The 26259-nt window shown below is 38.8% G+C and carries 28 protein-coding genes; 11 read left to right on the top strand and 17 right to left on the bottom strand.

Features of this window, described 5'->3' with window-relative positions:
* The first annotated feature begins 9 nt into the window (after nucleotides 1-9).
* Nucleotides 10-1890 (top strand): hypothetical protein, encoded by a 1881-nt coding sequence (locus I6F45_RS17770; RefSeq protein WP_197119748.1) that lies wholly within the window; start codon nucleotides 10-12, stop codon nucleotides 1888-1890.
* A gap of 77 nt (nucleotides 1891-1967) precedes the next feature.
* On the opposite strand, the gene I6F45_RS17775 is transcribed toward I6F45_RS17770, so the two are convergent.
* Together I6F45_RS17775 and I6F45_RS17780 are read right to left on the bottom strand one after the other, a co-directional pair.
* Nucleotides 1968-2609 (bottom strand): CPBP family intramembrane glutamic endopeptidase, encoded by a 642-nt coding sequence (locus I6F45_RS17775; RefSeq protein ID WP_197161450.1) that lies wholly within the window; start codon nucleotides 2607-2609, stop codon nucleotides 1968-1970.
* 66 nt (nucleotides 2610-2675) lie between these two features.
* A complete protein-coding gene (locus I6F45_RS17780; RefSeq protein WP_197161452.1) occupies nucleotides 2676-3251 on the bottom strand; it encodes an inner membrane-spanning protein YciB in 576 nt (191 codons plus the stop codon).
* A 191-nt stretch (nucleotides 3252-3442) separates the two neighbouring features.
* Between I6F45_RS17780 and I6F45_RS17785 the strand changes: the two genes are divergently transcribed.
* The gene (locus I6F45_RS17785; RefSeq protein ID WP_197161455.1) at nucleotides 3443-3712 is read left to right on the top strand and encodes an HU family DNA-binding protein; all 270 of its coding nucleotides are present in this window, start codon (nucleotides 3443-3445) and stop codon (nucleotides 3710-3712) included.
* 932 nt (nucleotides 3713-4644) lie between these two features.
* Nucleotides 4645-5223: a type 1 glutamine amidotransferase domain-containing protein gene (locus I6F45_RS17790; RefSeq protein ID WP_197161457.1), complete on the top strand. Its 579-nt coding sequence runs from the start codon at nucleotides 4645-4647 to the stop codon at nucleotides 5221-5223.
* A 109-nt stretch (nucleotides 5224-5332) separates the two neighbouring features.
* Here I6F45_RS17790 and trpA read toward each other — a convergent pair whose 3' ends face one another.
* The 6 genes from trpA to I6F45_RS17820 are packed head-to-tail and all read right to left on the bottom strand — an operon-like array spanning nucleotide 5333 to nucleotide 11921.
* Nucleotides 5333-6154, bottom strand: coding sequence for a tryptophan synthase subunit alpha (gene trpA, locus I6F45_RS17795; RefSeq protein ID WP_197161459.1), 822 nt, complete (start codon nucleotides 6152-6154; stop codon nucleotides 5333-5335).
* A complete protein-coding gene (gene trpB, locus I6F45_RS17800; protein WP_197161462.1) occupies nucleotides 6151-7335 on the bottom strand; it encodes a tryptophan synthase subunit beta in 1185 nt (394 codons plus the stop codon). Before trpB ends, trpA begins: the two co-directional genes overlap by 4 nt.
* Nucleotides 7336-7342: 7 nt before the next feature.
* Nucleotides 7343-8707: a bifunctional indole-3-glycerol-phosphate synthase TrpC/phosphoribosylanthranilate isomerase TrpF gene (gene trpCF, locus I6F45_RS17805; protein WP_197161464.1), complete on the bottom strand. Its 1365-nt coding sequence runs from the start codon at nucleotides 8705-8707 to the stop codon at nucleotides 7343-7345.
* Entirely contained in the window at nucleotides 8700-9737 is a 1038-nt protein-coding gene (gene trpD / locus I6F45_RS17810; protein ID WP_197161466.1) for an anthranilate phosphoribosyltransferase, read from the bottom strand. Before trpD ends, trpCF begins: the two co-directional genes overlap by 8 nt.
* An 11-nt stretch (nucleotides 9738-9748) precedes the next feature.
* Nucleotides 9749-10351 carry an aminodeoxychorismate/anthranilate synthase component II gene (locus I6F45_RS17815; RefSeq protein ID WP_010554215.1) on the bottom strand — a complete coding sequence of 201 codons (603 nt, stop codon included), beginning with the start codon at nucleotides 10349-10351 and terminating at the stop codon, nucleotides 9749-9751.
* Nucleotide 10352: 1 nt separating this feature from the next.
* Nucleotides 10353-11921, bottom strand: a complete 1569-nt coding sequence (locus I6F45_RS17820; protein ID WP_197161468.1) for an anthranilate synthase component 1 — start codon at nucleotides 11919-11921, stop codon at nucleotides 10353-10355.
* Nucleotides 11922-12385: 464 nt separating this feature from the next.
* Here I6F45_RS17820 and rnm point away from each other — a divergent pair, with 464 nt between their 5' ends.
* The 5 genes from rnm (at nucleotide 12386) to I6F45_RS17845 (ending at nucleotide 15980) form a co-directional block, all read left to right on the top strand.
* Nucleotides 12386-13240 carry an RNase RNM gene (gene rnm / locus I6F45_RS17825; RefSeq protein ID WP_024590417.1) on the top strand — a complete coding sequence of 285 codons (855 nt, stop codon included), beginning with the start codon at nucleotides 12386-12388 and terminating at the stop codon, nucleotides 13238-13240.
* Nucleotides 13237-13857: an L-threonylcarbamoyladenylate synthase gene (locus I6F45_RS17830; RefSeq protein WP_024590418.1), complete on the top strand. Its 621-nt coding sequence runs from the start codon at nucleotides 13237-13239 to the stop codon at nucleotides 13855-13857. The genes rnm and I6F45_RS17830 overlap by 4 nt, the downstream gene beginning before the upstream one ends.
* Nucleotides 13858-13863: 6 nt before the next feature.
* Complete coding sequence (locus I6F45_RS17835) at nucleotides 13864-14700, top strand: segregation and condensation protein A (RefSeq protein WP_197161470.1); 837 nt, start codon at nucleotides 13864-13866, stop codon at nucleotides 14698-14700.
* Between the two features lie 145 nt (nucleotides 14701-14845).
* On the top strand, nucleotides 14846-15397 hold the full coding sequence (locus I6F45_RS17840; RefSeq protein WP_002961572.1) for a cytochrome b: 552 nt from the start codon (nucleotides 14846-14848) through the stop codon (nucleotides 15395-15397).
* A 1-nt stretch (nucleotide 15398) separates the two neighbouring features.
* Entirely contained in the window at nucleotides 15399-15980 is a 582-nt protein-coding gene (locus tag I6F45_RS17845; RefSeq protein WP_165741701.1) for a YceI family protein, read from the top strand.
* An 84-nt stretch (nucleotides 15981-16064) separates the two neighbouring features.
* Here I6F45_RS17845 and I6F45_RS17850 read toward each other — a convergent pair whose 3' ends face one another.
* Together I6F45_RS17850 and I6F45_RS17855 are read right to left on the bottom strand one after the other, a co-directional pair.
* The gene (locus tag I6F45_RS17850) at nucleotides 16065-16907 is read right to left on the bottom strand and encodes a transporter substrate-binding domain-containing protein (protein WP_197119741.1); all 843 of its coding nucleotides are present in this window, start codon (nucleotides 16905-16907) and stop codon (nucleotides 16065-16067) included.
* A gap of 139 nt (nucleotides 16908-17046) precedes the next feature.
* Nucleotides 17047-17214, bottom strand: coding sequence for a hypothetical protein (locus I6F45_RS17855; protein ID WP_002961566.1), 168 nt, complete (start codon nucleotides 17212-17214; stop codon nucleotides 17047-17049).
* A 370-nt stretch (nucleotides 17215-17584) separates the two neighbouring features.
* On the opposite strand from I6F45_RS17855, the gene I6F45_RS17860 reads away from it, so the two are divergent.
* On the top strand, nucleotides 17585-18136 hold the full coding sequence (locus I6F45_RS17860) for a hypothetical protein (protein ID WP_165727372.1): 552 nt from the start codon (nucleotides 17585-17587) through the stop codon (nucleotides 18134-18136).
* On the opposite strand, the gene I6F45_RS17865 is transcribed toward I6F45_RS17860, so the two are convergent.
* The gene (locus tag I6F45_RS17865) at nucleotides 18133-18936 is read right to left on the bottom strand and encodes a M61 family metallopeptidase (RefSeq protein WP_197161473.1); all 804 of its coding nucleotides are present in this window, start codon (nucleotides 18934-18936) and stop codon (nucleotides 18133-18135) included. The two genes, I6F45_RS17860 and I6F45_RS17865, sit on opposite strands and share 4 nt — an antisense overlap.
* A gap of 187 nt (nucleotides 18937-19123) precedes the next feature.
* On the opposite strand from I6F45_RS17865, the gene icd reads away from it, so the two are divergent.
* Nucleotides 19124-20377 (top strand): NADP-dependent isocitrate dehydrogenase, encoded by a 1254-nt coding sequence (gene icd / locus I6F45_RS17870; protein ID WP_197161476.1) that lies wholly within the window; start codon nucleotides 19124-19126, stop codon nucleotides 20375-20377.
* 12 nt (nucleotides 20378-20389) lie between these two features.
* On the opposite strand, the gene I6F45_RS17875 is transcribed toward icd, so the two are convergent.
* The 6 genes from I6F45_RS17875 to I6F45_RS17900 all read right to left on the bottom strand — a co-directional run bounded on the left by I6F45_RS17875 (nucleotide 20390) and on the right by I6F45_RS17900 (nucleotide 24032).
* Nucleotides 20390-20821: a hypothetical protein gene (locus I6F45_RS17875; RefSeq protein ID WP_197161479.1), complete on the bottom strand. Its 432-nt coding sequence runs from the start codon at nucleotides 20819-20821 to the stop codon at nucleotides 20390-20392.
* 418 nt (nucleotides 20822-21239) lie between these two features.
* Complete coding sequence (locus tag I6F45_RS17880) at nucleotides 21240-21446, bottom strand: hypothetical protein (RefSeq protein WP_008169332.1); 207 nt, start codon at nucleotides 21444-21446, stop codon at nucleotides 21240-21242.
* A 29-nt stretch (nucleotides 21447-21475) separates the two neighbouring features.
* The gene (locus tag I6F45_RS17885; protein WP_165727377.1) at nucleotides 21476-21925 is read right to left on the bottom strand and encodes a GNAT family N-acetyltransferase; all 450 of its coding nucleotides are present in this window, start codon (nucleotides 21923-21925) and stop codon (nucleotides 21476-21478) included.
* Nucleotides 21909-22358, bottom strand: coding sequence for a hypothetical protein (locus I6F45_RS17890; protein ID WP_101163613.1), 450 nt, complete (start codon nucleotides 22356-22358; stop codon nucleotides 21909-21911). The genes I6F45_RS17885 and I6F45_RS17890 overlap by 17 nt, the downstream gene beginning before the upstream one ends.
* A gap of 87 nt (nucleotides 22359-22445) precedes the next feature.
* Entirely contained in the window at nucleotides 22446-22778 is a 333-nt protein-coding gene (locus I6F45_RS17895) for a hypothetical protein (protein ID WP_139016249.1), read from the bottom strand.
* Between the two features lie 306 nt (nucleotides 22779-23084).
* Nucleotides 23085-24032 carry a LysR family transcriptional regulator gene (locus I6F45_RS17900; protein WP_101216732.1) on the bottom strand — a complete coding sequence of 316 codons (948 nt, stop codon included), beginning with the start codon at nucleotides 24030-24032 and terminating at the stop codon, nucleotides 23085-23087.
* 428 nt (nucleotides 24033-24460) lie between these two features.
* Here I6F45_RS17900 and aceK point away from each other — a divergent pair, with 428 nt between their 5' ends.
* A complete protein-coding gene (gene aceK / locus I6F45_RS17905; protein ID WP_165741244.1) occupies nucleotides 24461-26233 on the top strand; it encodes a bifunctional isocitrate dehydrogenase kinase/phosphatase in 1773 nt (590 codons plus the stop codon).
* The last annotated feature ends 26 nt before the right edge of the window (nucleotides 26234-26259 follow it).

Here is a 26259-nt window from a genome sequence, read left to right on the forward strand (position 1 = left end):
GGAATGAAGATGTTAAAACAAATTATACCCTTAGGGGTAGCTATTGCATTGGTAGGTTGTGGTTCTTCATCAGACAGTGACAGTTCAGAATCTGTTGCAGTGAGTGAGATTGCTACATCTTCTTCTGTGAGTTTTTATGTATCTAATTGGCAATCACCACAGGGCACGCTTAATGTTTTAGATAGCGACGGGGTGGTGCAAGAATCAATTGAAGTCGAAAACATCAATACTGCGAGTGTAAGTGTAACTCCACTTACTTTTAATAGTTTTGAGTTTATACCGAGTGATACTGCTCTACCTTGTCCTCGCTTTACAGGTTGTGGCAGAACAGTTCGTGGTGATGTAAATGACTTAAACGCAAACCGTTTAATAGACTACCAAGAATTGACAGCCGTTACTCTTAATTACAAAGCAGATGCATTTAGTGCACCAGGTGTAAATACGGTTTATTTATCGCCATTGAGTAAAGCAATTACAGATGAAGGCTTTAGTGCTACGCAAGCTAGTTTATCAGCCACGCCTTTTTATCATTTAACGCACAGCAATTTAAATGCAAGTGTTGAAGCAGAAATGGTTACTAATGCATTTACTTACGCGGCAATTTTAGCTGGTGTTGCTGATAGTTCGTTTAGTGTTGAAAGTGCTTTTAATGCATTTACTAACTTAGAGACTGACCAGCAAGCATGGCAAGATTATAGCGATTTAGCAGCGCAGTATGTTACAGATAACTTATTTAGCGACCAAGGTAATGCTTTACTGCAAAATGTAGCTGGTCAAGTTAAGCAAACGATTGCAAGTGTAACTACATTTACAAATTGGCAGGCTCGCTCAACAGAAGTTCAAAGCTTAGATTCAAGAGAGTTACTTGTTGATACACGAAATATTATAGGTGCAGCAAGACTTCAAGAAAAAAGCTATTCAGATGAATTAGACGCAAAATTCGCTGAGCTTGAAAGTGCGTTTGATGAAGACACACAAAGAACACTTGATGCACTTACTAATGCTTTAAACGAAGTTATTACAAATTATTCACCACTAGCTGATGGCTCTACACCATCAGGACAATATAAACTTCGTGACTTAGATATTGATTACAGCCAATCACCTTATACTTGGGCTATAACTGGCACATATGATGATTTACCTATAACAATTGATTTATCAATTCCAACATTTAGAGTAAGTGGTGTATTAGGTAATAAAATTGAAGGTGTAATGAGCGCAACAGTCACAAATGGTGCTACGGTTTTAAGTGTAGATGTAAGTGAGTTGCTAATTCAGTTTGATGGTATAGATGCTCAAAGTGAATTAAACCCAGAAGCCGATACAGGTATTACACAGGTAACGACCAATGTAATTATCAATAAAGCAGCTGGTAAACTTGAAGGTGACTTGTCACTAAACTTAAATCGTTTTGTTAATTCATTAGGTGAAGAGTCTACGACGTTATCTACTTTTGATTTTAATGGCGATTACGTAAGTGACATTCAGAGCACTGCATTTCATATTACAGCAGTAGAGGCTTCGCCTTTTATTGGTGAAGATAATGACGATTTAGCATTTACTTTTGAATTAGATTTTCCGTTGAGTGGTGCAAGCGATTTTAAGTTTGCTTACGTGGGCGATGTTGAAAACTTATCAGAACTTACCTCTACAGATATATTTGTTAGTATAAAAAACCGTGCGCTAGATTTACGTATTCGTGATGTTAGTGGCAACATTAATCTAATAGCGAAAGGCGAAAATGGACGTTGGTTAGATGTAAAACAAAAGGGCCGTAATTACAGTGGCGGTTTATATTTTGGTGATACTAAAATAGCTGACGTTACAGCAGTACGTGGTATTCCTGGTGTTTTATTTCCAAATGGTGAGTTTGAATCGTTATTTTAATCATTAGTTAAGTGGTTTTAGAAATATTCAAAATCCGATATTAGTTTTCTAGTATCGGATTTTTAATGCTTGTTATATTAGTTAAATGCGCCTGAATCAAGGTAGCTGCCGATCCCGAGTGTAAACATCCATATCCCCCATAAACTATGCTCAATAACGCACACGACGGTTGAGCGGCTTTGTGCATAGGTATAAGCAAACAGTAAGCCACCTAAAAAGGCTAAGGCTACTGCAATCCAATTTGCATACACAATATGCGCCAGTGCAAATACAGTTGCACTTACAATTATGCGCACGGCTTTTTTGGGCATAATTCGTTTATAACGATGAAAAAAGTACGTTCTGAATATTAACTCTTGAGGAATAACCGACAGTATTGGGTAGAGCAACAACAGTAAAAGCCAATCATTAAACGAATTGCGGGGAAGGGTAAACCAGTTTCCCTGATGAATAATCCCGTAAAACATACCTGAGAACAGTGCACCTAAAAAAAAGAAGCTAAACACACGCTTTTTAACCGCAGAAAATTGCCCAAGGCTTGTAAGCCTAAAACGTTTAAAATGCGGATCGCTAAGAAGCAACATACAACACACACTCATAAGTATAATAAGCGCAGGAATAAGCCAATTAGCTAAATGCTCGCGCAATCCAAAGCCCAATAAGGGTAGCAATACAAAAATGAGGGTAAATTCAAACCAGCGATATTGATTGGCGTTCAAGGTCGTCTCAACTTACTTTTTTTAATAAGCTATCAAGCTAAGACGACACTTTTATGACGAGGGGGCTTACTTTGCAGGTTCTTCTTCACTAGGGAGGTATTTATAAAGTGCAATAATGGTTACAAAAATACTCACAAAAGTAATACCCATTAAACCAAATACTTTAAAGTTAACCCAAAAGTCGAGTGAAAAATTATATGCAATATAAATGTTTAGTGCTGCGATGCCAGCAGTAATTACAACCCACATTAGGTTGAGCTTATTCCATAAAGGCTCAGGTACAACAATGGCTTGTTTTGTATCATTAGCATTATCGAGTATTGAGCTAAGCGCTTTTTTAACGAGATTTTTTTTAAGTGCATAACGGCTAACAAGTAACGTTAAACTTAAACCTGCGTATATCAGCGTTGCTTTCCATTTAATGTATTGCTCATCATGTAGTACCAGCGTTAACGTACCAAACACAGCAGCAATGCCAAAAAAGATCCACTGGCGAGTAGGCACAGAGCCATGTTTAAAGTAGCTATAAGCAACCTGAATGAGGGTGGTTACCATTAATAAACCGGTAGCCCAGTAAATATCGACTAGCTTAAAAACTGCAAAAAACAGTATGAGTGGGATGTATTCAATTAATGCGTGCATAGCTTACCTAAATTATACAAAAAAGAGTCAAAGGCTTTTTACCACATAAAGCTTAGCAACTACAAGGTTGACTTGTTGCCCTGTAACCCTTAGCCTGCGTGGCTTTATTGCCAATTTGGTTTGGTATTTTTTATATCATCATATTCCCACGCTTAACCAACACTGATTTGGCGTGTATTTAGGAGCCTAAAATGAATAAAGCAGAACTCGTTGCTGCCATTGCACACAAAAGTGAATTAACAAAAAAAGATTCTCAAGCGGCGCTTTCAAGCTTGCAAAAAGTAATTACTAAATCGCTTTCTGAGGGCGATCAGGTTCAAATTAGTGGCTTTGGTACGTTTGCGCTAAGTTACTATCCAGCGCGTACCGGTCGTAATCCACAAACAGGGGCTGCAATTGAAATAGAAGGCGCTAATAAAGCGGTTTTTAAGCCTGCTAAGGCGTTAAAAGATCTGCTTTAAATAGTATTACTTAGTTTGGTCGTTTGCAGAGCTTGATTGAAGTTATTAAATATATTATTCAACATACAAATTATGGGCTTTGCCCATCACGGCAACAAGTTGCGCGTCTACAAATATAAACATAATGTAGAGCATGAGTTGTAGGCGTTTAGCTTGCTCACGCGAGAAGCGCAGCTTCTGTATTTCTTAACCACCGATCATAAAAACTACGTTTTTAAACGGCTGCAAGCAGCGCCTCTACAGGTATATTACACTGCTGAGTGTAAGTCTTTCAGGTAGGCGCTAAGCTTGCTCGCGCGAGAAGCGAAGCTTCTAATTACTTAATCACCCATCATAAAACCTGCGTCTTTAAACGCCTGCAAGCAGCGCGTCTACAGGTAAATTAAACTGCTGAGTGTAAGTTTTTCAGGTAGGCGCTAAGCTTGCTCGCGCGAGAAGCGCAGCTTCTAATTACTTAACCACCCATCATAAAAACTACGTTTTTAAACGCCTGCAAGCAGCGCGTCTACAAAAATAAACATAATGCCGAGCATGAGTTGTAGGCGCTAAGCTTGCTCGCGCGATAAGTGAAGCTTCAGTATTTAATCATCGAGTACCAAAGCTGTGTTGTATCTGGTTTATGTAGATTATTCATATTGTCTAAATGATTTACATAGCACTGTGGCACAACTTGAATTAACTCCTTTATTTTCAATGGTTTGATTTCGGCATGCATCGTGCTTTTTAACTGTGTGTTTCGAATATATTTTTAATAATACCAATCTGCATATATATGGGGTCTATTTAACGTTAAGAAAATCACGCTAGAATTAGGCAATAATTTTTGTATCTAGTTGTTCTAAATGAAAGATTTTTAACGACGTTATAGTGCGATTTAATTCGTTAAATTGCTCAAAGATTTATGCAGGTTGGTATCAAATAAGGAGATCTAAATGAGTACATTACAAACAAGCACACGTTTACAAGGCAAAAAAATTGCAATTTTAGCCACTGACGGATTTGAGCAAAGTGAGCTTTTATCTCCACGCAGCGCATTACTTGATGCCGGTGCAAGTATCGAAATAGTATCAATTAAAGAAGGCCAAATTACGGGCTGGGATGAAGACAGGTGGGGCGATAAAGTAACAGTAGATAAACTAGTCACAAACGCAGACCCTGCTGATTACGACGCGCTTATGCTTCCTGGTGGTTTATTTAACCCAGACAGTTTACGCCAAGATAAAGACGCTAAAGCATTTATAGACGGCTTTTTTGGTGCAGAAAAAAACAAACCCGTTGCTGCTATTTGCCATGCGCCGTGGTTATTAGCCGAAATTAATAAACTGCGCGACCGTACCATTACCTCTTTTCCAAGTATTAAAAGCGATTTAATTAATGCAGGCGCTAATTGGGTTGACCAAGAAGTATGTGTAGATAAAGGCTTAGTAACAAGCCGAAGCCCAGCCGATTTAGAAGCATTTAATGCTAAATTTATTGAAGAGATTTTAGAGGGTAAGCACCAAGCTCACTAAGTTGCTTTTTAAAATGTTTGGATATTGATAAAGCGTTTGATTTTGAAAAAACAAAAAAGGGCATTTTAAATGCCCTTTTTTAATGAGTATAAAACACGCCCTAGTTAGCTTAAAGCGATGTAGCTGCTTTCATATCAGCTACAAATGCTTTTAACTGAGCGGTCATTGCCGGTAAATCATTAAGGTTAGCTTCAATGATTTTAACCACAGCAGAGCCTGAAATAGCACCGGCTGCACCCGCATTAAGAGCCGCTTTTACATCATCTGGCGTTGAAATACCAAACCCTAAAAGAGCAGGGGCTGCATGGTATTCTTTTAACTTAGTAACAATGTTGCCTGCAGGCATTTGTGCTTTAGTATCGGTGCCGGTAACACCTGCGCGCGATAATAAATACGTGTAACCACGGCCGTAAGAGGCACACTGGCGAAGTGTGTCGTCATCTGCATTCGGTGTTGCGATGAATATTGGGTCTACACCGTTATCCATAGCTGACTTTCTAAACATTTTAGATTCATGCAGAGGCACATCGGCAACTAAAATAGAGTCTACGCCTACCGCTTTTGCATCTTTATAAAATGCTTCAATACCGCGCTTAAACACAAGGTTTGAATACAGTAATAAACCAATTGGAATATCGGCATTATACTCACGTATTTCTTTAATAATATCAAAGCAATCTTGCGTATTAATATGTACATCAAGAGCGCGAATATTCGCTTTTTGAATTACAGGACCATCAGCAATCGGATCTGAGAAAGGAATGCCAAGTTCAAGTGCATCAGCGCCCCCATCAATTAGGCTTTTAATAATTTCTATGCTTTGCTCTTTACCTGGGTCGCCAATTGTTACAAATGGTACAAATGCACCTTGTTTTTGCTCGTTAAGTGCTGCAAACATTTTGCCGTAACGATCCGTTTTTACTTGGCTCATAGCTGACCTCTTTCAGATAGTACGTTGTGAACGTGTGTTAAGTCTTTATCGCCACGACCACTTAGGTTAATTATTAAAATGCTTTCTTCGGTTTGCTCTTCTGCGTACTTAAGAGCGTAAGCTAACGCATGGCTTGATTCAAGCGCCGGAATAATACCTTCGTTTTTAGCAAGCGATTGAAATGCATCAAGCGCCTCGGTATCTGTAATACCAACGTATTGAGCACGACCGGTTTCGTGTAAAAATGCATGCTGAGGACCCACTGCAGGGTAATCAAGACCTGCCGATACCGAGTAAGACTCTTCAATTTGACCGTCGTCATTTTGCATAATATACGTATAAGTACCGTGTAAAATGCCTTTAGTACCTTTACAAATTGTTGCACCGTGCTCATTTGTATCAAGCCCTTTACCAGCAGGCTCAACACCAATTAATTTAACGCCTGGCTCGTCAATAAAGTCGGTAAACATACCAATCGCGTTTGAACCACCACCAACACAGGCAATAACAGCGTCAGGTAAACGACCTTCTGCTTTAAGTACTTGTTGTTTGGCTTCTTCACCAATAATTTTTTGATACTCGCGTACAATTGTTGGGAATGGGTGAGGACCCGCAGCTGTACCTAGTAGGTAATGTGCGTCTTGGTAGTTTGCTGACCAGTCACGCAGCGCTTCATTTACTGCATCTTTTAATGTGCCAGAACCCGCTGTTACCGGAATAACCTCTGCGCCCATTAACTTCATTCTAAATACGTTAGGTTGCTGACGTTCAACGTCTTTTGCGCCCATATAAATACGACATTTTAAACCCAGTAATGCACATGCAAGCGCTGTTGCAACGCCGTGTTGACCGGCACCTGTTTCAGCAATAACTTGTTTTTTACCCATACGTTTAGTAAGTAACGCTTGGCCAAGTACTTGGTTCGTTTTATGTGCGCCGCCGTGTAATAAGTCTTCGCGCTTGAGATACAGTTTTACTTTTGGGTTTTTAACTAAATTGCGCGTTAAAGTAAGTGGGGTAGGACGACCCGCATACTCGTTTAATAATTTACTTAGCTCTGCCTGAAACTCAGGATCTTTTTGTGCTTTGTTAAATTCATTTTCTAACTGCTTAAGCGCAGGGACAAGTAACTCGGGTACAAACATACCGCCAAACTCGCCAAAATAAGCTGGATTTTGCATTTTAACCTCAATAATTTCTGATGCTTGTAAAAGCATTATGTAATTTGTTAGGGCACTTTTTACCCGCAGATTCTTCAACGCCTGAGTTTAAATCAAGGCCTAAGGCACCTTTAAAAAGCGCATCTTTAATATTGTCTGGATTTAAGCCTCCAGCGAGCATAAATGGTGTAGTTGCGCCGCTAAGCACCGACCAATCAAATGCTTTACCAGTACCGCCAGCTTGAGTGTCGCTGTGTGTATCGTAAAGATGACGATCAACCCCATTTACTGGAGTTGGTAATGTATTTTTAACTGCCTGGGCTTTCCAAATTTCGCAATTAGTTGGTAACTGTGTACGCAAGTCAGCAATGTAATCGTCACTTTCTTGGCCATGTAATTGAACTGCCGCTAATTTTAGCACACTTGCGTATTGAGCAACTTGCTCAATGGGAGCATCTACAAATACACCAACAAAGTTAAGTGGTGCGCTTTGGCTCAGCTCTCTTGCACAATCTAAATCGACATAGCGAGGCGATTTAGGATGAAAAATTAAACCACCATAAACAGCACCGTTTTGATATGCCGCTTGTGCATCTTGGCTACGTGTTAAACCACATACTTTATTGTCGCCTAAAATAACACGGCGACATGCTTGCTCTAAATCACGCTCGCTCATAAGTGAGCTGCCAATTAAAAAGCCATCACATAATGGAGCTAAACGTTTTACGTCTTGATGGGTGTAAATACCCGATTCCGAAATAACCACTTTATCTGCTGGGATAAGTTTGCGTAGCTTTTCGGTAGTGGCTAAATCGGTGCTTAAATCGCGTAAATCGCGGTTATTAATACCAATAATTTGTGCATCAAGCGCAAGTGCGCGGTGTACTTCTTCTTCATTACTTACTTCGGTTAACACCGACATATTAAGTGAATCGGCAACAGCATGCAGTGCTTTATAGCTTTCGTCATCGAGTACCGAAAGCATCAGTAATATAGCGTCACCACCATAAATACGTGCCATATACACTTGGTACTCGTCTATAAAAAAGTCTTTACAGATAAGCGGTTGTTCTACTTGGCTGCGAACAAATTCAAGATAGTCAAAGCTGCCTTGAAAATATTTAGCATCAGTTAACACACTCATGCAGGTAGCATATTTTTTATAAACTGAAGTAATTTCAGTTAAATCAAATGGGTTTCTAATTAACCCTTTTGAAGGCGATGCTTTTTTACACTCTAAAATAAACTGAGTGCCAGGTGCTGCAAGTGCTTTATAAAAGCTACGACTTGTAGGCACTGCAAGATGCTTAAAGCTTTCAAGCGGACGTGCAGCTTTTCTCTCAATTAGTTCTAATTTTTTATCAGCAACAATTTTGTCTAATACATTAGCCATTACTTACCTCAATAATTGCACTTAGTGTGTTCATGGCTTGCCCTGAACTTAATAATGTTTGTACTTGTTTTGCTCCTTCTTTTAACGTTTCTGCTTTACCTGTTAGGTATAAAAGGGCAGCTACGTTAACCACAATAGCAGCATTATGTGCATCTGTGCCTTTGCCTTGCAAGATGGCGAGGCTAGCATTTGCGTTGTATTGTGGGCCTTCACCAGCGAGTTGTTCAAGTGAATAGTTTGCAAGGTCGAAGTCGCTTGGGTTTAGTGTGTACTGCGTAATCTCGCCATTATTTAGCTCAACTACCGTTGTTGGGCCGTGTAGGGCTATTTCGTCAGTGCCCGAGCCGTGAACAATCATAGCGCGCTTTGTGCCAAGGGTTTTAAGTGTTTGTGCCATTGGCATACACAACGCTTCGTTATAGACGCCGAGTAATTGCACTTCAGGTGCAGCAGGGTTAGCAAGCGGACCTAAAATATTGAAAATAGTGCGTGTTTTAAGCGATGTTCGTACGCCCATCGCATGGCGTACGCCACTGTGATAGTGCGGTGCAAACAAAAAGGTAAAATTGGTTTGCTCAAGACATTTTGCTGCTTGCTCTGGGCTCATATCTATATTAATGCCCAGGGCTTTGAGTAAATCGGCTGAGCCTGAATTACTCGATACACTGCGATTACCATGTTTTACCATGTTAATACCGGCAGCAGCGGCAACAATTGCAGCCGTTGTACTTATATTAATTGTGTTTGAACCATCGCCACCAGTGCCACAGCTATCGGCAAGTTGCGTACTGCTGGTAGTAAAAGCAACGGCGTTTTCGCGCATTGAGGCTGCAGCGCCTGCAATTTCATCGCTTACTTCGCCTTTAATTTTAAGGCTTATAAGTAGGGCGGTTAGCTCAATTTCACTCATATTACCTTGCATTACTTCATCAAAAAGTGCTTTGGCGTCTGCGTAGCTTAATGATTGCCCAGTAATTAGTTGCTCAATAGCGTGTTGAACATTTATGGGTTGTTCTGGTTGTGTACTCATAATGTCCTCTTTTATTTAGCGCGTGTTAAGTAAGCGACACTTTGCTGAAGTAGCATTGCGCCGTTTGGCGTTAGTATTGATTCTGGATGAAACTGGTAACCCAATGCGTTGTCACCATGATGATAAATAGCCATAGGGATATCTTCGTACTGGGCAATAACCTCAATATTATCAGGCACTTTTGTTGCCATTAATGAATGGTAACGTGCTACAGGCATTGTATTGCCCATACCATCAAATACAGGATGCTCGCCTAAATTAATAATTGAAGACTTACCATGTACGGTTTCACCCGCGTGACCGATTACTCCGCCATAGCTTTGGGTTAACGCTTGTTGACCCAAACAAATACCCAGCATAGGGAAGTGGCCTTTAGAGAGTTCAATAAGCTCCATTAAACAGCCTGCATCGCTTGGTGTTCCGGGGCCTGGCGAAAGTACTAATAGCACTTGGCCTTGCTCTTGACGCATTTTGTTAAAAATAACCTCAGCGCTAATGTTGTTTCTGTAAACAACCAGTTCGCAGCCAAGCATCGTTAGCTCATCAACTAAGTTATATGTAAATGAGTCAAAGTTATCTAAAAAATAGATTTTAATAGGATTCGCTTTACTCATTTTATACCGCCTTATACGTAGATTTTATGGCGGTGATAACCGCTTGTGCTTTAGCGCGAGTTTCGTTTGCTTCTGAAATAGGATCTGAGTCAAACACCACACCGGCACCTGCTTGCACATACGCTTTATTATTTTTAACAAAAGCTGAGCGAATAACAATACAGCTATCCATTGCGCCATCACCGGTTAAGTAACCAACTGCGCCGCCATAGCTGCCACGGCGTTTCCCTTCAGTTTGACGAACAAGCTCAGCAGCACGAACCTTTGGTGCACCAACAAGCGTGCCCATGTTCATACATGCTTGGTAAGCGTGCAGTGCATCAAGCTCGGGTTTTAGTGTGCCAACAACGCGTGACACTAAATGCATTACCTGTGAATAACGGTCTACTTTTAATAGCTCTTTGGCAAAACGAGTACCTGCAACACTAATACGTGCTACGTCGTTACGGGCTAAATCGACAAGCATTAAATGCTCGGCGCGCTCTTTTTGATCGTTCCTAAGTTCAAGTTCAATGCGGCTGTCTAGGTCTGGGTTTATTTGCCCATTAGCAAATTTGCCGCGTGGGCGAGTGCCAGCAATTGGGTATACTTCAACTTGCTGAGATTGCACTGTGTATTTAAGTGCTGATTCAGGCGATGCGCCAAATAAAGCAAAGTCTTCATCGCGCATATAAAACATATACGGACTTGGATTTTGCTTTTTAAGCTGGCTATAAGCATGCAAAGCGTCAGGACAAGGTAGTGAAAATGTACGCGACGGCACTACCTGAAAAATATCACCGTCTACAATATTCTTTTTAAGCTTAATTACTTGCTCGCAGTATGTGTCATCGTCTATATCAACGCTTACCTCACATTGTCCACTTTGCATATCTGCACTAAATTCTGAAGCGTTATCGCACAGCGTATTTAAGCGCTCTAGCTCTTTACCTACTTCAAAGCAATTTGCGTGTACGTCTGGGCCGTTAAATACATTACCAATGAGTTCGGTTGTTTGTTTTTGATGATCAATAACAACTAAGGTTTCGGCTAAATAAAATACGTAATCTGGGCAGGTGTTTTCGCCATCAGGTACATCACTTAACTGCTCAAAGTTTGCTACCATATCGTAGGCAAATACACCGCCTAAAAATAACGAAAATGGATTGTTAGTTGTGCTTTTAATACTGTTAATACAAGTTCTCAGAGCGCTAAATGCGTTATCTGCAATTAGTTTACTCGCTTCGTCAGTATCGCCGCTAGTGTCTAAATAACACAGGGTAAGTGTTGCGTCGTCTAAAGTGGCATCACAGCTTTTAACATTTGCCTGCAAGTAGCTAAGTAGCTGTTGCCCATTATTAGATTGAGCAGTAATAGTGACTGTTTTACCTTGGCATACAATGCGCAATGCACAGTCGACTAAAATTAAACTTTTTACACTGTCTTTAGAATCAATCTCAGCCGATTCAAGCAGTAGTGAGTTAGGCTTATCAAGTGCCGCGTATAATGCAAGAGGACTACTAATATAGTCGCGTACTTGCGTAATGCTTGTTACTTCGCCTGGTGTGGTAGTTATATGACTAAAAATCAAACCTCATTCCCTCAAAAAATTAAACCCCGCAATGCTTTAGCAATGCGGGGTTTGAATAACGATATCTAAATTACAAACAGATCATTACCGTCCCGCTATATCAGGCGCCACCACCAACGATGTGTAAGAGTAAGACCGTTATTCATGTTTTTCTGCCTCAAAATTTATTAAATATTTTTAACGTATACGTTTCGTAAAATTTAGTTATAAAAAAACCCGCATAGTTGCGGGTTTTGAATTTTTGTTAGACACGACAATTCATCACCCGATAATTACGAGTGCCACCACCAAATAGTGTTTAAATTTGAATTGATCATTATTGTTAATTCTTAATGTGTCTGAAAGTGGCTACAGTAAAACGTATCTTATGCTTTTGTGTCAAGTGTTTATTTAAAACAATTTAGTCAAAAAAGTTGTTATACTTACATAAACACCAGTAACCCTTAATTTTAAGCAGTTTTCTTTTGATAAAATATGATTTACATAGCCATACCACACATTCAGACGGGCGTTTAACGGTTGAAGAATTATTGCATCGCGCTGTTGATAAAAATATTGATGTGTTTGCTATTACCGATCATGACACTGTGGCGGCTATTAAGCCTGCGCAGCAATTTATTAAAACCGAAAACTTACCGCTTTCATTAATAACGGGTACAGAAGTGTCTACTAAATGGGAAAGCTTCGAAATTCATATTGTAGGTTTAAATATTGATATTAATAATATTGACCTTACCTCTTTATTATCAGCTCAGCAGCAAAAGCGAGAAGAGCGTGCACTAGAGATTGGTGTTCGCCTTGCAAAAAATGGCTTTGATGGCATTTACGAGCAAGCTAAAGAGCTGGCAAAAGACGCGCAAATAACGCGTGCACATTTTGCACGCGCCCTTATTGAGCGTGGTGTTGCTAAAAATTTCCCGGGTGTTTTTAAAAAGTACTTAGGGCGTGGCAAAACAGGCTACGTACCAAGTTGCTGGTGCACCATGCAAACCGCTATTGAGGCCATACATGCCGCTGGTGGTGTTGCTGTACTTGCGCATCCAAGTAGCTATCAAATGTCAAACAAGTGGCTACGCAAATTATTAGTAGAATTTAAAAGTGTAGGAGGGGACGCAATGGAAGTTGCACAACCTCAACAGGCGCCAAGCGAACGTCAATTTTTAGGTGAACTCAGCCGTGAGTACGAACTACTTTGCTCGCAAGGGTCTGATTTTCATTTTCCGACAAGCTATTTAGAGCTTGGCAAAAATTTATACCTACCAAAAGATTGCCAAGGTGTTTGGCAAGCTTGGGAAGGAGAAGAAGGGGCATTAACATGAGTCAATTATTTCATATTCATCCTGATAACCCGCAACCGAGACTAATTAGTCAAGCCGTTGATATTATTAAACAAGGCGGCGTTGTTGTTTACCCAACAGATTCGGGCTACGCCATCGGTTGTAACATTGGTAATAAGCAAGCCAAAGAGCGCATAGAGCGTATTCGTGGTATTGAAAAAAACGATAATTTTACGCTAGTTTGCCGTGATTTATCGGAGTTATCTACTTATGCACGCGTAGATAATCAGCTATTTAGACTCATTAAAAATAATACGCCAGGGCCTTATACCTTTATTTTTAAAGGCACAAAAGAAGTCCCTAAACGTTTATTAAACGACAAGAAAAAAACCATTGGCATGCGTGTAATTGAGCACCCAATTGCTTGTGCATTGCTTGCCGAACTTGGTGAGCCGTTAATGTCGTGTTCTTTAATTTTACCAGGTGAGCAGTTTACAGAATCAGATCCTGATGAAATATTAGAGCGATTAGATAAACACGTTGATTTAATTATTCACGGTGGCCACTTAGCTGAGCAAGCAACCACGGTAATCGATTTGTCGGAAGATGAAGTCAAGATTTTGCGTGTTGGCTGTGGTGATACAAGCCCATTTGAATAATAAGTAATGAGCGAAAGTACTGCGAATACAAAAAATAGTGAAAAGCCAGTGCAGCAAAAGCTGCCACTGGCTTTTTTGCATGGAAAAGCGGTTGTAGATAAACCTGAAGATTTATACATCCCACCCGATGCGCTCGAAATAATATTAGAAACCTTTGAAGGCCCGCTCGATTTACTGCTCTATTTAATTAAAAAGCATAAGCTTGATGTGCTCGAACTTTCTATTTTTAGTATTACAGAGCAGTACGTAAGTTATGTAGAAATGATGACAGAATTTCAACTCGAACTTGCTGGCGAATATTTAGTAATGGCTGCGTTACTTGCGCAAATTAAGTCGCGCTTATTATTACCTGTACACGAAGAGCTTGAAGAGGAAGAAGATCCTCGCGCTGAGCTTATTAAACGCCTGCAAGAGTATGAGCTGTTTAAACAAGCCGCCGAAAACCTCGACGATATTCCCCGTGTTGGTCGTGATATTTTTATAGCGCATGCCGCTATGCCAATAAGTGAAGATACAAGTCAAAATCTCCCCGATATTGAACTTAAAGACTTAATGCTAGCGTTGAGTGAAGTTATGGCGCGAGCAAAAACGTTTGAGCATCATCAAATTACTGCTGAAGTACTCTCAACCCGTGAGAGAATGAGCCAAATATTACAGCAACTATCGCAAGCAAACTCGGCAGTGGTATTTAATGCGCTTTTTACCCCAAATGAAGGGCGAAGTGGTGTAGTGGTTAGTTTTATAGCTATGCTTGAGCTTATTAAAGAAGGACTTGTTACTTGTTTGCAAGTAAGCCCTGAGAGCTTAATTTATGTCAGCTTAAGCGAACAATCCACCCTATAAACTTATCTGTCTAATCATCTATTTGCAAAACTGACTTTAAATAATAAAGTTCTGTGCGTATACGCACGTAAAGTGTTTGTAAATGTTATTTTCATTTACCTCTTTGCACTATATTGTAACGTCATTGCATTATAGGACGTTACACATGTTTAAAAATACACCTTCATCTTACGGACTTGTCGCCATTATTTTACATTGGCTCATGGCGCTAACTATTTTTGGCCTGTTTGGTTTAGGTTTATATATGGTTGAGCTTACTTATTACGATAGCTGGTATAAAGGTTCACTCGATTTACATAAGAGTATTGGTATTACGCTTGTGGCCGTATTTTTATTTAGAATTTTATGGCGTGCTTTATCTACACAACCTAAACCATTAGGTGAGAGTAAAGGCATGAACCAATTAGCGCATACGGCGCATATTGCTATGTATATTATTTTGGCTGTTATTGTTGTTGCAGGGTATTTAATATCAACCGCAGACGGGCGTCCAATAGAAGTATTTACTTTATTTAACGTATCAGCGCTTGATTTTGCCTTTGATGACCAAGCCGATATTGCAGGAAAAGTACATTATTACGGCGCGTGCACATTAATCGGGTTTGCAGTATTGCATGCACTAGGGGCGTTAAAACATCACTTTATCGATAAAGATAAAACCTTAATTAGAATGATCAAACCATTAAAGGATGATTAAAATGAAAAAATTATTAGTAAGCACAGCCGTTTCGGCTGCAATGATGTTATCGGCAACAGCCGCCAATGCAGCTGATTATGTAATTGATACAAAAGGCGGGCATGCATCTGTTAACTTTAAAATTAAACACTTAGGTTACAGCTGGTTATATGGTCGTTTTAATACTTTTGACGGCACATTTAGCTACGATGCTAAAAACCCTAATACGTCAAAAATTATGGTAAACATTGATACCACAAGTCTTGACTCTAACCATGCAGAGCGCGATAAGCATTTACATGGTAAAGATTTTTTAAATGTAGATAAATACCCAAAAGCGACATTTAAAAGCACGAGTATTAAATTTGATGAAGACGGCGAAGAGGCTGATGTAACCGGTGAGTTTACGCTGCACGGCGTAACTAACACTATTACCTTTGAAATAGATAAAGTGGGCGAAGGTAAAGATCCGTGGGGCGGCTACCGCGTAGGTTTTGAGGGCGAAACCAGCCTTAAACTTACCGATTACGGTATTGATTATAACTTAGGACCTGCATCTACTCATGTTGATATTATTTTATCAATAGAAGGCGTTCGTCAGTAATACCATTATTAAATATAAAAACGCCACTTACTGTGGCGTTTTTTTTGCTTAACAGAAACTCAAATTAAGCGACTTCGAATTTGCTTATTTTGCGCTATTAATACGTGACTGTAATAGCGGCCTTAAATGCTCGGGCAACCAGCGCATGAGTAAATCATTATAAGCCTGCGTTTTTTTAATAACTTTAAGCTGCTTATTAAGAGTAGCAATGTTTTCTGCGCCTTGCTCGTTTTTAGTACAGCCAATAAAACCATAACTTAACGCAGGTGATTCGGTTAATGGACGCTGCGTTAAGTTCTCTTCAAAGTGCATTGATTTAGCTAAATAGTAATGCTCGCTTGGGTAACCCAGCAAAATATCAATTCGTTTTAGGTTAAGCATATATGTGAGGCTCGCTAGGCTATCGCGAGTGGGTCTAATTACTAAATCTATATTAGGCGTACTGTTTATCAATGTATCTATCTCTTGGCCATAAGAGCGGCTCATAGAGATCCCAAGAGTTAGTTTTTTATCTTGTATTAAATCTAATAGTGATACTTCTTTTGATTCCGCTATATTTAGCGCTTTGGCGAGCCTTTTGTGCATTGCTATTGAAGGCGAGAGGCCCGTTGTTGAGCTTTCGTCTGTAAAATAAATATGCTCTTTTCTGTAATCATTTTTATAAAGCGATAACGCACAAACATTATTTGAAGTATTAGACAGCTCTTGGATTACCTTACCTGAGGGGATAAGCATGCGGTTAAAGGTAATATTAGGAAGTTGTTTTTCAAGTAAATAAATTATGCTTTCGTCACGGCCTTGGTGTTGATATTGACCATTTAAAATATAATAGGGTGCAAAGTCGTGCGCTAGCCAGTTTATGGTTCTAGCATTGCCTATTGAGGTCAGACAGAAAAAAAGTAAGAAAGTTAAAAATATACGGAGCATTACAACAGCTGCCAGTAATTATTATTGTAAAACTATTGTAACCAATAAAGAGCTAAAAAGTAAAATGCCAGCAACGAGGCTGGCATAATATCTTATCAATAATTGCAATAATAAAAGGGCAATTAAAGTTATGTGTTGCTTAGTTAGCTTTTAGCCACTTAACAAACTGGCGTGCATCACTCGCTTTTTGAAACAATGCATTTTTTAAACCTTGTGTATCACTAAAGATTACACGATGTTTGTTTACTGAAATTGATTGCACTGGATGTGCGATTTGGATCATAGACCCATTATATTTATAAGACATAATAAAACTCACTTTATTCTTGTTATTTATTCTGCGCTATATTTTTATAGCAAATTGCAGTTAATAAATTAACGATGTTGTGTTTAGCTTCATTACAGTGTTGACGATCTTTATGACACTTTTGCGATGATAGTAAAAAATCATCTCGGTATTATTCAAGGGGTTCTCGCCGTACAATAACTTAGCTTTCAAATATACGTTTTGCGGGGCTTACTGGATCAGGGTAAATGGTTAACCGCGGCGGTTTCTTTAAACCAGAGAGGGAAGGTAACTTATATATAAATTGTGTGCAAGCTATTTTTGTAAAAATATTTATAATAAATCTTATCAACTGCTTACAAAGCCCGTTTTTAGTTACCAAAGGATAAGTATGAATTACCTAATAGTGAGTGATATTTATGGTTTAACCCCTGCTTTAAGGAGGTTATCACAGGCAATTAGTTCAAATTTAGTTATTGTTGACCCTTACAATAACAAGTATCAAGCCATTGAAAGTGAACAAGATAGTTACAACAATTTTATACAGCAGTGTGGCCATGATAAATACACCGACAAACTTCAAAAATGCTTTGAGAGTTTAAAATTGCCAACGACGTGTATTGCTTTTAGTGCAGGGGCAAGTGCAGCATGGCGGGCACAGTTATTAACAGGCAATACACACCTTAAAAAGTTAATTGGCTTTTATCCGTCGCAAATTAGACATAACTTAAATTTAAGTGCAAAAGTACCCTGTGAGTTCATATTTCCAGCAAGTGAGAGTCACTTTAATGTTGATGAAGTTATTAAAGCTTTAAGCACCAAAGCGGATGTTAAGTGCTATAAAACCAATTTTTTGCATGGTTTTATGAACGAGTACTCAACCAATTTTAATGCGCAAGGGCTTGTTGAATATAGTAACTATATAAAACTGAGCAGCCGTTAAAGCGTGTTTAGCTGCTCTTTACTAATATCAGGAAAATCGGTGCGGGTATTATATTTTGCATACAGCGTTGTAAAAACGCTACTACCGGATAGCTTATCTAACTCTTTTATAAAGGTTTTCGCACTAGATCGAGCGGGTCTACAGCATACTTGATACTGTTTTATTATACCCGCGACAGATAAACCTTGTTTTTGTAGCTCCAAATCGGCCTGTGCAAAAAAAGCCGCACCTGTCCAATAAACACGTTGCTGGGCTTGTTGTTTCCACATATCAGCAGAGAGCTTATTAAGTGGCTGTGTTTTAGTTTTAGTTTGCAGGCGGGCACGATCAAATCCTGCATTTAAACGTTGTACAAATTGCGGCTGGGTAATTATACCGCTGTCACGCATTATTACGTTTTGCATGTAACTAGCAAAACCCTCGCTTAGCCAAAAACCGGAGTAGGGAAGTAGCGGCAAATATAAATGCGAAAGTTCATGGTATAGCGTCCAATCTTTAGTGAATGCATTTAAACTGGCATAGCGATCTATATGTAGTTCAAGCCCATCGGGGTTATTGCGCTTAACTGTAGCCCAAGGTACAGGCTCAAAAGCAAAGTATTGCGGTTTTAAATAAATAGGCAATGTGGTTTGTTTTAAAGGTCCCAGTGTATTTTGTGTTTTTTCAGCACTTTGATTAACCCATGTAGACACTGTTTTTTGAGCATTACTTGAGAGCGAGCTAAGGTTATGTATGACTACTTCAACCGCTAATACGTTAAAAGAGCTGATTAATAGTAGCAGTACAAAAAAGAATTTCATTAAAATGCTCCACTGTAATTTAATAACTGGTACGAAAATTCTAATATACAAGACCAACTAAATGGATAAATAATCACGCCTAATTCTTTATTTTTTAAAATGATAGTAACTATAAAAGTACAAATACAGACACTCCTAGCTAAGCATGGTTTAATCAATTAATCGTTATTTTAAGTTAGGTTTAGCCATGACGTATCAGCATATTCAAGTTCCTGAGCACGGCCAAAATATCACTATTGATGCACAAGGACACTGGCAAATACCGTTAGAACCTATCATTGCTTTTATTGATGGCGATGGCGTGGGGCTAGATGTTATGCCGGTAATGCGCCATGTTGTTGATAGTGCAATTGAACATTGTTATAAAAGCGCACGGAAAATTCATTGGATGCAGGTTTATAATGGCGAGCAGGCCGCAAAGCTGTATGACGGTGATTGGTTTCCACAAGAAACAATTAACGCGGTACGTGCCTGTAAAATTGCCATAAAAGGGCCGTTAACCACACCGCTGGGTGGTGGCTTTCGATCTCTTAATGTTGCACTCAGGCAAGAAATGGATTTGTTTGTAAATATGCGCACTATAAAAGGCTTTAGTGCGCTCCCTTCTCCTTTAAAAAACCCTTTCTTAACAAACATAACAGTGCTTCGTGATAGCAGCGAAGACGTGTACTCAGGTATTGAGTGGCAAGCAGGCAGTGTAGAAAGCGAAAAAATGCTCGATTTTTTATGTGAGGAAATGGGCGTAACCCGCCTAAGGTTTTCACAAGAGTGCGGAATTGGTATTAAAAATATATCTAAAGAAGGCTCTGAGCGACTAATGTGTTTTGCAATTAACTATGCACTTAAAAACGATAGTGAATCATTAACGCTAGTACACAAAGGTAATGTACTTAAATTTACCGATGGGGCATTTAAGCGTTGGGGGTTTGCACTTGCACAAAACGAGTTTAATGCCGCTGCACATGAAAATGGGCGTTGGTTGCAAATAGAGCGAGCACACCAATCGCCCTTAATTATTAAAGAAGTCATAGCTGACAACATGCTGCAACAATGTTTAATGCATCCAGAGCAATTTGATGTAGTGGTGACGACTAATCAAAATGGTGACTTTTTAGCGGATATGCTCAGTGCACAAGTTGGTGGTGTTGGCATAATGCCTGCTGCAAATTTAAATAACGATGTCGCATTTTTTGAGCCTACACACGGCACGTTTGAACGTATAGCAGGGCAAAATAAAGCAAACCCCAGCAGTAGTATTTTAAGTGCGGTATTAATGCTTAAATTTATGGGGTGGGACGAAGCCGCATTACTCATAGAAAATGCGTTAGAGCAAACATTTAAAAGCGGTGAAGTAACCTTTGATTTAGCGCAAGAGCAGAGCGATAACTCAACAACCTTAACTTGTACTGGCTTTGCAAAGAAGGTTATCGAGCACTTTTAAATACATCCATTATTAAGCTGCTGAGGCAGTTTTTACTCTGTGCATACAAGGGCGGTCGGTTAACTGCGCTGCACGATGGTAAATCTCGTGTGCTTGGGGTTCATCGCACTGTGTACCACTAAGCGTATCCATTAACGCAACAACAATAATTGCAGGAACCTGGCAGCAATACTCGTCTAAAACGGCTTCCGTAGTTTGTGCATCAACATGGCAAAGTGGATGATTTTTAAGTTGGTATGCATTTAATAATGTATCAACTTCTAATACATCATCTGGTTGATGCTTTGTTTTACGGCATTTACAACCAAACTCGTCAACTAAAGTAGCTAACGCTTGGTAAGTTTCAGTGGTGTTAGCCTTAGTGCATAACTGCTCTTCAATGAACTGATGCAAGTTAGCATCGATGAATAATCCGTCTTGGCGTGTGAAAGAAGTTGTTGTCATAATAATTACTCTTAGTTTGTTGGCTTAACTTCACTCTAGCGCTAAGTGTATTATTAATAAAATTGTTGTTTTCAATAACTGATATTGATTTTATCAATAGTAAGTTTTAAAACTAAATAAAAAATAGAAAACATATCTAAATAATACTAATTAATTTGGTGCAATGCGGTGAAAGTGTGCACAAAACTGGAACAAGGGGAGGAGTTGAGGAATAAAGAAGGAATCTTAGTTAATTGTTTTTATTGAATTTTAATTATTTTATGAAGTTGGTACTAAGCTTGCTAATAATACACTGTAGGTAGATTCCTATATCGACGATTTCCAAAAGCGCCACGGTATTTTCCCAAAGTTGAATACCGTGGCGCTTTTTTATTTTTCGCGTGTATTTTATTTAGCCGTCACAATAGCAATAACAATGTTAAATTTTAATAAAGTAGGGAATAGCCACTAAAATAGCGCCTACAATCAACAGCATGCTAACACTGGTCATAAAGTACGGAAAAACCAATAATGACAAACCAATACAAAGTGGCACTACGGCTTTTTTTCTTCGCCCGTAAGTAAGGTAGCCAATACCTATGCCGCCAAACAAAACACTCCACGCAATTATTGATGCACTATCCATTTATAAATTACCTATTTTGAAATACTGATTTAAATTACGACCGACATAGCCAGTTTTTCAATACCATGTGAAGGAGTCCATCTTTTGAATTCCACGAAACCATGCTTTTTATATAAACTTATTGCAGGAGTATTAGCAACTGCAGTCTCAACTCTTGCATGAGATAAATCACCGATTGCTAGAACATAATTTATTAGCTTACTTGCGATACCTTTTTTAAAATAGCTAGGATCAACGGTTAAACTACAAATATCTAAACACTCGTTGTTTGTATCTACTTCAATAACAGCTACTAAACATTCATTTTCGCTGTAGCCATAAAAGGTTGTTTCTGATTTTTTAATATCTTCAGTATTACGTGTTAAAGGAGGGAAGTTATGCGCGCCGATCAGTTTAGCCTCAATAGCATAGGATTTTTGAAAGACAGCAAAAATTTTATTTGCAGTATCGTTATTCTTATTATTAAGTTTGTTTATCATTGTCTTCTTTTTTAGAAAATAAAGCATGAATACCATATGCCGTAATAAAACCTCCGGCACTAATTGTGAAAAAAAGAAATAAATAAAACTTTTTCGGGTTATTTTCTAAAGATGCCACTGCCGGCTCATTGTATCTCTTATAAATAACACCACTTTCGTAATTAAAATAGCTGCGCAAAAGAATAAACAAACCTAGAACAATACACAGGAGCGCTTTACTTGTTTTCTTAGTGTTCTTTTTAGCTATTACTATTTGTTGCGCAGCTTTTGGCTCAGTACGACTTGGTTTAGCTAATTCATCTTTAAGGCGTTTGTAGTTCTCTGGATATTTATGTGAGTCAATACTTTCAATTGCTTCGTTTAATTCACTAAGTGAATAAGCAGAGTAATCAATATTTATAATAATCTTCCTTAAAAGGCTCTTAAATAACACTTACACAGCAAGGTTTTTAAATTGTTGTTATTTAATGGTATTTTTATAATCCGATTAAGTTTATTTTAATGTAGCAAAGACTTGAGGTTAGTCACTTTTACTTTCATATTTAAACTCGAATGAAACTATTGCAGCCAATATACCTCCAGTCGCTAATATAGCAGCGCTAAATAACATCTCCCATAATAATTTTTTCAACAGTAGAGTCTGATGAATATTTGTAAATATTACGCTCCAAGTTTGTTCAAAGTTGTATAAATTAACAACTTCATGAACATCATATAAAAAAGTACCTAACCCATTCAAAAAGTATGCAAGAGCTATATAAACAAAAAGTCGTGCAGTAAATAAGAGGGTTTTTAAATTATCAGTTTCAACTTTAGAGAAAGGAAGAAAGCTAATTTTGGTGACCTTGCTCATTATAAGTGAACACTTCAAATATAGGTATTGGTACATAAAATTCCATTTTTTAATATGTCTTAGGTTATTGATAACGAGTATCTAAAGTTATTGACTTTATATTACTAATTAAGAATAACGCAGTACCTATTTTGATTCAATTCTTCAGCGAACATTGTATTTGAGTTCTAGCTTTTTCATTAGGTAGTTTTTAACTCAATGTATTTAAAATGCTAACCAAGCTATTAGCTCAAAATAAGATGATTCAGTACATAGCACAGGCACTCTCATTAGGCTCTTGAGTACTAATCAAAGGTTTGCTCTTAATTACCTATCTGCAATCGTTTTAGCAAACGCTAATAATTCACGCCTTAACCATTGGTGTGCAGGCGCGTGGTGTAGTAGCGGGCTCCATATCATTTTTACCTCAATAGGCACTATTTGAAATGGCACAGGGCTGATTACTAAATCAGTATGAGAAGTTAATAACTTAGCTTGCCTGCGCGGTAGGGTGGCAATAAGTTGCTCTGATTGGCAAAGCAGGCTTGCGACCATGTAGTGGCGAGTAAAAACACGTATTTTACGGGTTTGCTCTAGTTGCCAAAGCGCTTCGTCTACCCAGCCTAATTTTTGCTTACCTGATTTATTAGTAACAGCGGCCTCTGGTCCCCAGCCTGCACGGTTTACCCAAATATGTTCTTTTTGTAAGTAGTCGTCTAACCCTGAATGTTGTAAAAATGTATTTTTAGGATGCGTTAAACAACAGTAGTTATCGCGCCAAACACTGGCCTGATGAAACGAGCGAGGGAGACCGTTAAAGCGGTTTATAGCTAAATCTATAGTGCCTTTTTCCATGTCTTGTAGGTTTACGTCGCTTGGGCTCAATACATCAAAATTAATACCGGGGTTTTTACTAAGCTGCGCCGTTATAAAAGGGGCTATTAAGGTCGACTCTATATAGTCGTTTGCCATTATTCTAAAGGTAACTTCAGCGGTTGTAGGGTTAAACTGCTCACTAGGCTGCGTAATAGCTTCAGCCATTTTTAATAGGGCCTCAACTTCAGGCTTTAATGCAAGTGCCTTTGCCGTTGGCGTCATAGAGCCTGCGGCACGCACAAGTAGCGGGTCGTCAAATAAATCGCGCAAACGTTTTAGCGCATTACTCATAGCCGGTTGCGTAAGAGCAAGTTTATTTGCAGCTTTTGACACACTTTTTTCATCTATTAACACATTTAAATAAACGAGAAGGTTAAGATCGACATTTCTTATATTCATATGGGCGTGTTGGCCTTTCAGGGTTGAAATTTGTTCAATCTAGGGGCGATTTAATCGCGGCGCGAGGTTTGCCACCTAGTGGGCTAAGTAAAAATCGAGCAAAGCTTCCGCGTCCTGCTCACGCCCCTTACCTACATCCATGTAGGCAACAAAGAGTTAATTGTCCCTAGAAAGAACCCTATGGGCAGTGTGTATTTGGCCTTTATATAGCGTTAAAGTACATTTATGGGGAGTCACAACACTACATGTACTTTGCCTTGCTTAAAAACCAAATACACGGCTGCAAAATTAACCTCGAAAGGTCAATACGCCCAATAAATTCTATTTATATGCTTTATTAATTATCTAAATTAAAGCCTGCTTGCTAAGGTGTAAACCATTAATAAAAAATAACCGCCATAACTGGCATCAATATAAGTGCTGTATTTATGCAAAATAAGCTAACAAATCAATCTAATAATGCGCTACAACACGTTGTAGCCAGTAAGCTTGCACGATCTGTTTTTGCTGGATTTGAGGCGATGTTTTCGCAATTTTTAAATATTACACTGGGTGCACAAAGCCGGTTTGAGCAACGACAGTATCACAGTGTACAAAGTGCTATGCGTGAACGTTTACAGGTGTATGAGCGCGAAGTTAAAAACGTGAGTGAAGCCGTCAGAGTTATTGCTTATGCTGAACTTACTTGCCCGCAAACGTGGCAGTTAGCTAAAAATATTTATGGCGATATGGTAGAAAATCACGAAAATAAACCTATTGCGCATACCTTTTTTAACTCAACGTTTGGCGCAATTTGGGACGATAAAAAAATTCGTACTGTGCATTTGTTTGTATTAAAAGCAAAGTATCGTAGTGAGCCACGCTCTTATGAAAGCTTAGTGAGCAGGGTATCGCTACATAATGGGTTTAATAACGCCGTTAAAACGCTTATCACTAATCAAGTATTTAGAGTGCCGTTTAGTCATTTAGAACGCGATGTAGCCACATTACAAAGTACGTTAATGCAAGGCTCTAAGCAGCAATGCAAACAGGTGTACGAACTTATAAATTTAAACGATTGGTATATTGAATACGCCAACTCATTATTTTTTAGAAACAAAGCCTGTTATTTAATTGGGCGCTGCATTGCTAAAAATGGCGACAATATGCCTTTTGCTATCGCTATTTTAAATACCGATGAGGGACTAAAGCTTGATGCTGTAATGATGGGCGCCGATCAATTAAGTTTATTATTTGGTTTTGCACGCACCTATTTTATGGTTGATACCGATAAGCCCGCTCGTTATGTAGATTACTTAAGTGTGTTAATGCCACATAAACAACGCTTTGAGTTATTTAACGCCATTGGTTTTATAAAGCACGCCAAAACTGAGTTTTATCGACACAAGGTTGATACGACTAAAAATAGTCCAGCCAACTTTAAGTATGTTACAGCACCAGGGACGCCAGGTATGGTAATGCTGGTATTTACTATTGAAGGGCTAGATTACGTTTATAAAGTAATTAAAGACAAATTTAGTGCGCCAAAAACAGCCACCAAAGCACAAGTGAAAGAAAAGTATAACTTTGTAAAACAAGCCGATAGGGTTGGTCGTTTGGTAGACACACACGAATTTAGATATTTAGCGTTTGATTTAAGCCGTTTTAGCGACGAGCTGCTTGAGCAGATGAAAAGCCAAATTGGTAGCAGTATGGTTATATCGGGCAAGGCACTTATTTTAAAGCACGTTTACGTTGAGCGTAAAATGACCCCACTTAATTTGTATATTAACCAATGCGATAACAAAACCTTAGAAAGAGTGATGCATGATTACGGTAAAGCAATTAAAGAGTTAGCCGGCGCTAATATATTTCCGGGCGACATGCTAATGAAAAATTTTGGCGTAACGCGATGGGGGCGAGTGGTATTTTACGACTTTGACGAAATTTGCCCACTGACCGATTGCAACTTTAGAGAGGTGCCACAAACCCAAAATGCACTTGAAGAGCTAAGTAGTCACTCGTATTTTGATATAGCCGAAAATGATATATTTCCGAGCCAATTTAAGGTGTTTTTTAGTGCTAACGAACTTGCGTTTAACTATTTTAATAACGAGCACAGTCATTTGTTTTTAGCGCCATTTTGGCAAGGCTGCCAGCAACAAATACATAATGGCTATCTACCCGATGTTTATCCTTATAAACAAAGTTGGCGATTTTGAGGTTGTTTGAATCTGTGTTCATCCCC

It is taken from the genome of Pseudoalteromonas sp. SWYJZ19 (assembly GCF_015864375.1).
GTDB lineage: Bacteria > Pseudomonadota > Gammaproteobacteria > Enterobacterales > Alteromonadaceae > Pseudoalteromonas > Pseudoalteromonas arctica.

Bases quoted from the DNA above. Each gene is read 5' to 3' on its own strand.
- I6F45_RS17770 (WP_197119748.1), top strand. From the start codon at position 10: ATGTTAAAACAAATTATACCCTTAGGGGTAGCTATTGCATTGGTAGGT.
- I6F45_RS17780 (WP_197161452.1), bottom strand. From the start codon at position 3,251: ATGCACGCATTAATTGAATACATCCCACTCATACTGTTTTTTGCAGTT.
- I6F45_RS17785 (WP_197161455.1), top strand. From the start codon at position 3,443: ATGAATAAAGCAGAACTCGTTGCTGCCATTGCACACAAAAGTGAATTA.
- I6F45_RS17790 (WP_197161457.1), top strand. From the start codon at position 4,645: ATGAGTACATTACAAACAAGCACACGTTTACAAGGCAAAAAAATTGCA.
- trpA (WP_197161459.1), bottom strand. From the start codon at position 6,154: ATGAGCCAAGTAAAAACGGATCGTTACGGCAAAATGTTTGCAGCACTT.
- trpB (WP_197161462.1), bottom strand. From the start codon at position 7,335: ATGCAAAATCCAGCTTATTTTGGCGAGTTTGGCGGTATGTTTGTACCC.
- trpCF (WP_197161464.1), bottom strand. From the start codon at position 8,707: ATGGCTAATGTATTAGACAAAATTGTTGCTGATAAAAAATTAGAACTA.
- trpD (WP_197161466.1), bottom strand. From the start codon at position 9,737: ATGAGTACACAACCAGAACAACCCATAAATGTTCAACACGCTATTGAG.
- I6F45_RS17815 (WP_010554215.1), bottom strand. From the start codon at position 10,351: ATGAGTAAAGCGAATCCTATTAAAATCTATTTTTTAGATAACTTTGAC.
- I6F45_RS17830 (WP_024590418.1), top strand. From the start codon at position 13,237: ATGAGTCAATTATTTCATATTCATCCTGATAACCCGCAACCGAGACTA.
- I6F45_RS17835 (WP_197161470.1), top strand. From the start codon at position 13,864: ATGAGCGAAAGTACTGCGAATACAAAAAATAGTGAAAAGCCAGTGCAG.
- I6F45_RS17840 (WP_002961572.1), top strand. From the start codon at position 14,846: ATGTTTAAAAATACACCTTCATCTTACGGACTTGTCGCCATTATTTTA.
- I6F45_RS17845 (WP_165741701.1), top strand. From the start codon at position 15,399: ATGAAAAAATTATTAGTAAGCACAGCCGTTTCGGCTGCAATGATGTTA.
- I6F45_RS17850 (WP_197119741.1), bottom strand. From the start codon at position 16,907: ATGCTCCGTATATTTTTAACTTTCTTACTTTTTTTCTGTCTGACCTCA.
- I6F45_RS17855 (WP_002961566.1), bottom strand. From the start codon at position 17,214: ATGTCTTATAAATATAATGGGTCTATGATCCAAATCGCACATCCAGTG.
- I6F45_RS17860 (WP_165727372.1), top strand. From the start codon at position 17,585: ATGAATTACCTAATAGTGAGTGATATTTATGGTTTAACCCCTGCTTTA.
- I6F45_RS17865 (WP_197161473.1), bottom strand. From the start codon at position 18,936: ATGAAATTCTTTTTTGTACTGCTACTATTAATCAGCTCTTTTAACGTA.
- icd (WP_197161476.1), top strand. From the start codon at position 19,124: ATGACGTATCAGCATATTCAAGTTCCTGAGCACGGCCAAAATATCACT.
- I6F45_RS17875 (WP_197161479.1), bottom strand. From the start codon at position 20,821: ATGACAACAACTTCTTTCACACGCCAAGACGGATTATTCATCGATGCT.
- I6F45_RS17880 (WP_008169332.1), bottom strand. From the start codon at position 21,446: ATGGATAGTGCATCAATAATTGCGTGGAGTGTTTTGTTTGGCGGCATA.
- I6F45_RS17885 (WP_165727377.1), bottom strand. From the start codon at position 21,925: ATGATAAACAAACTTAATAATAAGAATAACGATACTGCAAATAAAATT.
- I6F45_RS17895 (WP_139016249.1), bottom strand. From the start codon at position 22,778: ATGAGCAAGGTCACCAAAATTAGCTTTCTTCCTTTCTCTAAAGTTGAA.
- I6F45_RS17900 (WP_101216732.1), bottom strand. From the start codon at position 24,032: ATGAATATAAGAAATGTCGATCTTAACCTTCTCGTTTATTTAAATGTG.
- aceK (WP_165741244.1), top strand. From the start codon at position 24,461: ATGCAAAATAAGCTAACAAATCAATCTAATAATGCGCTACAACACGTT.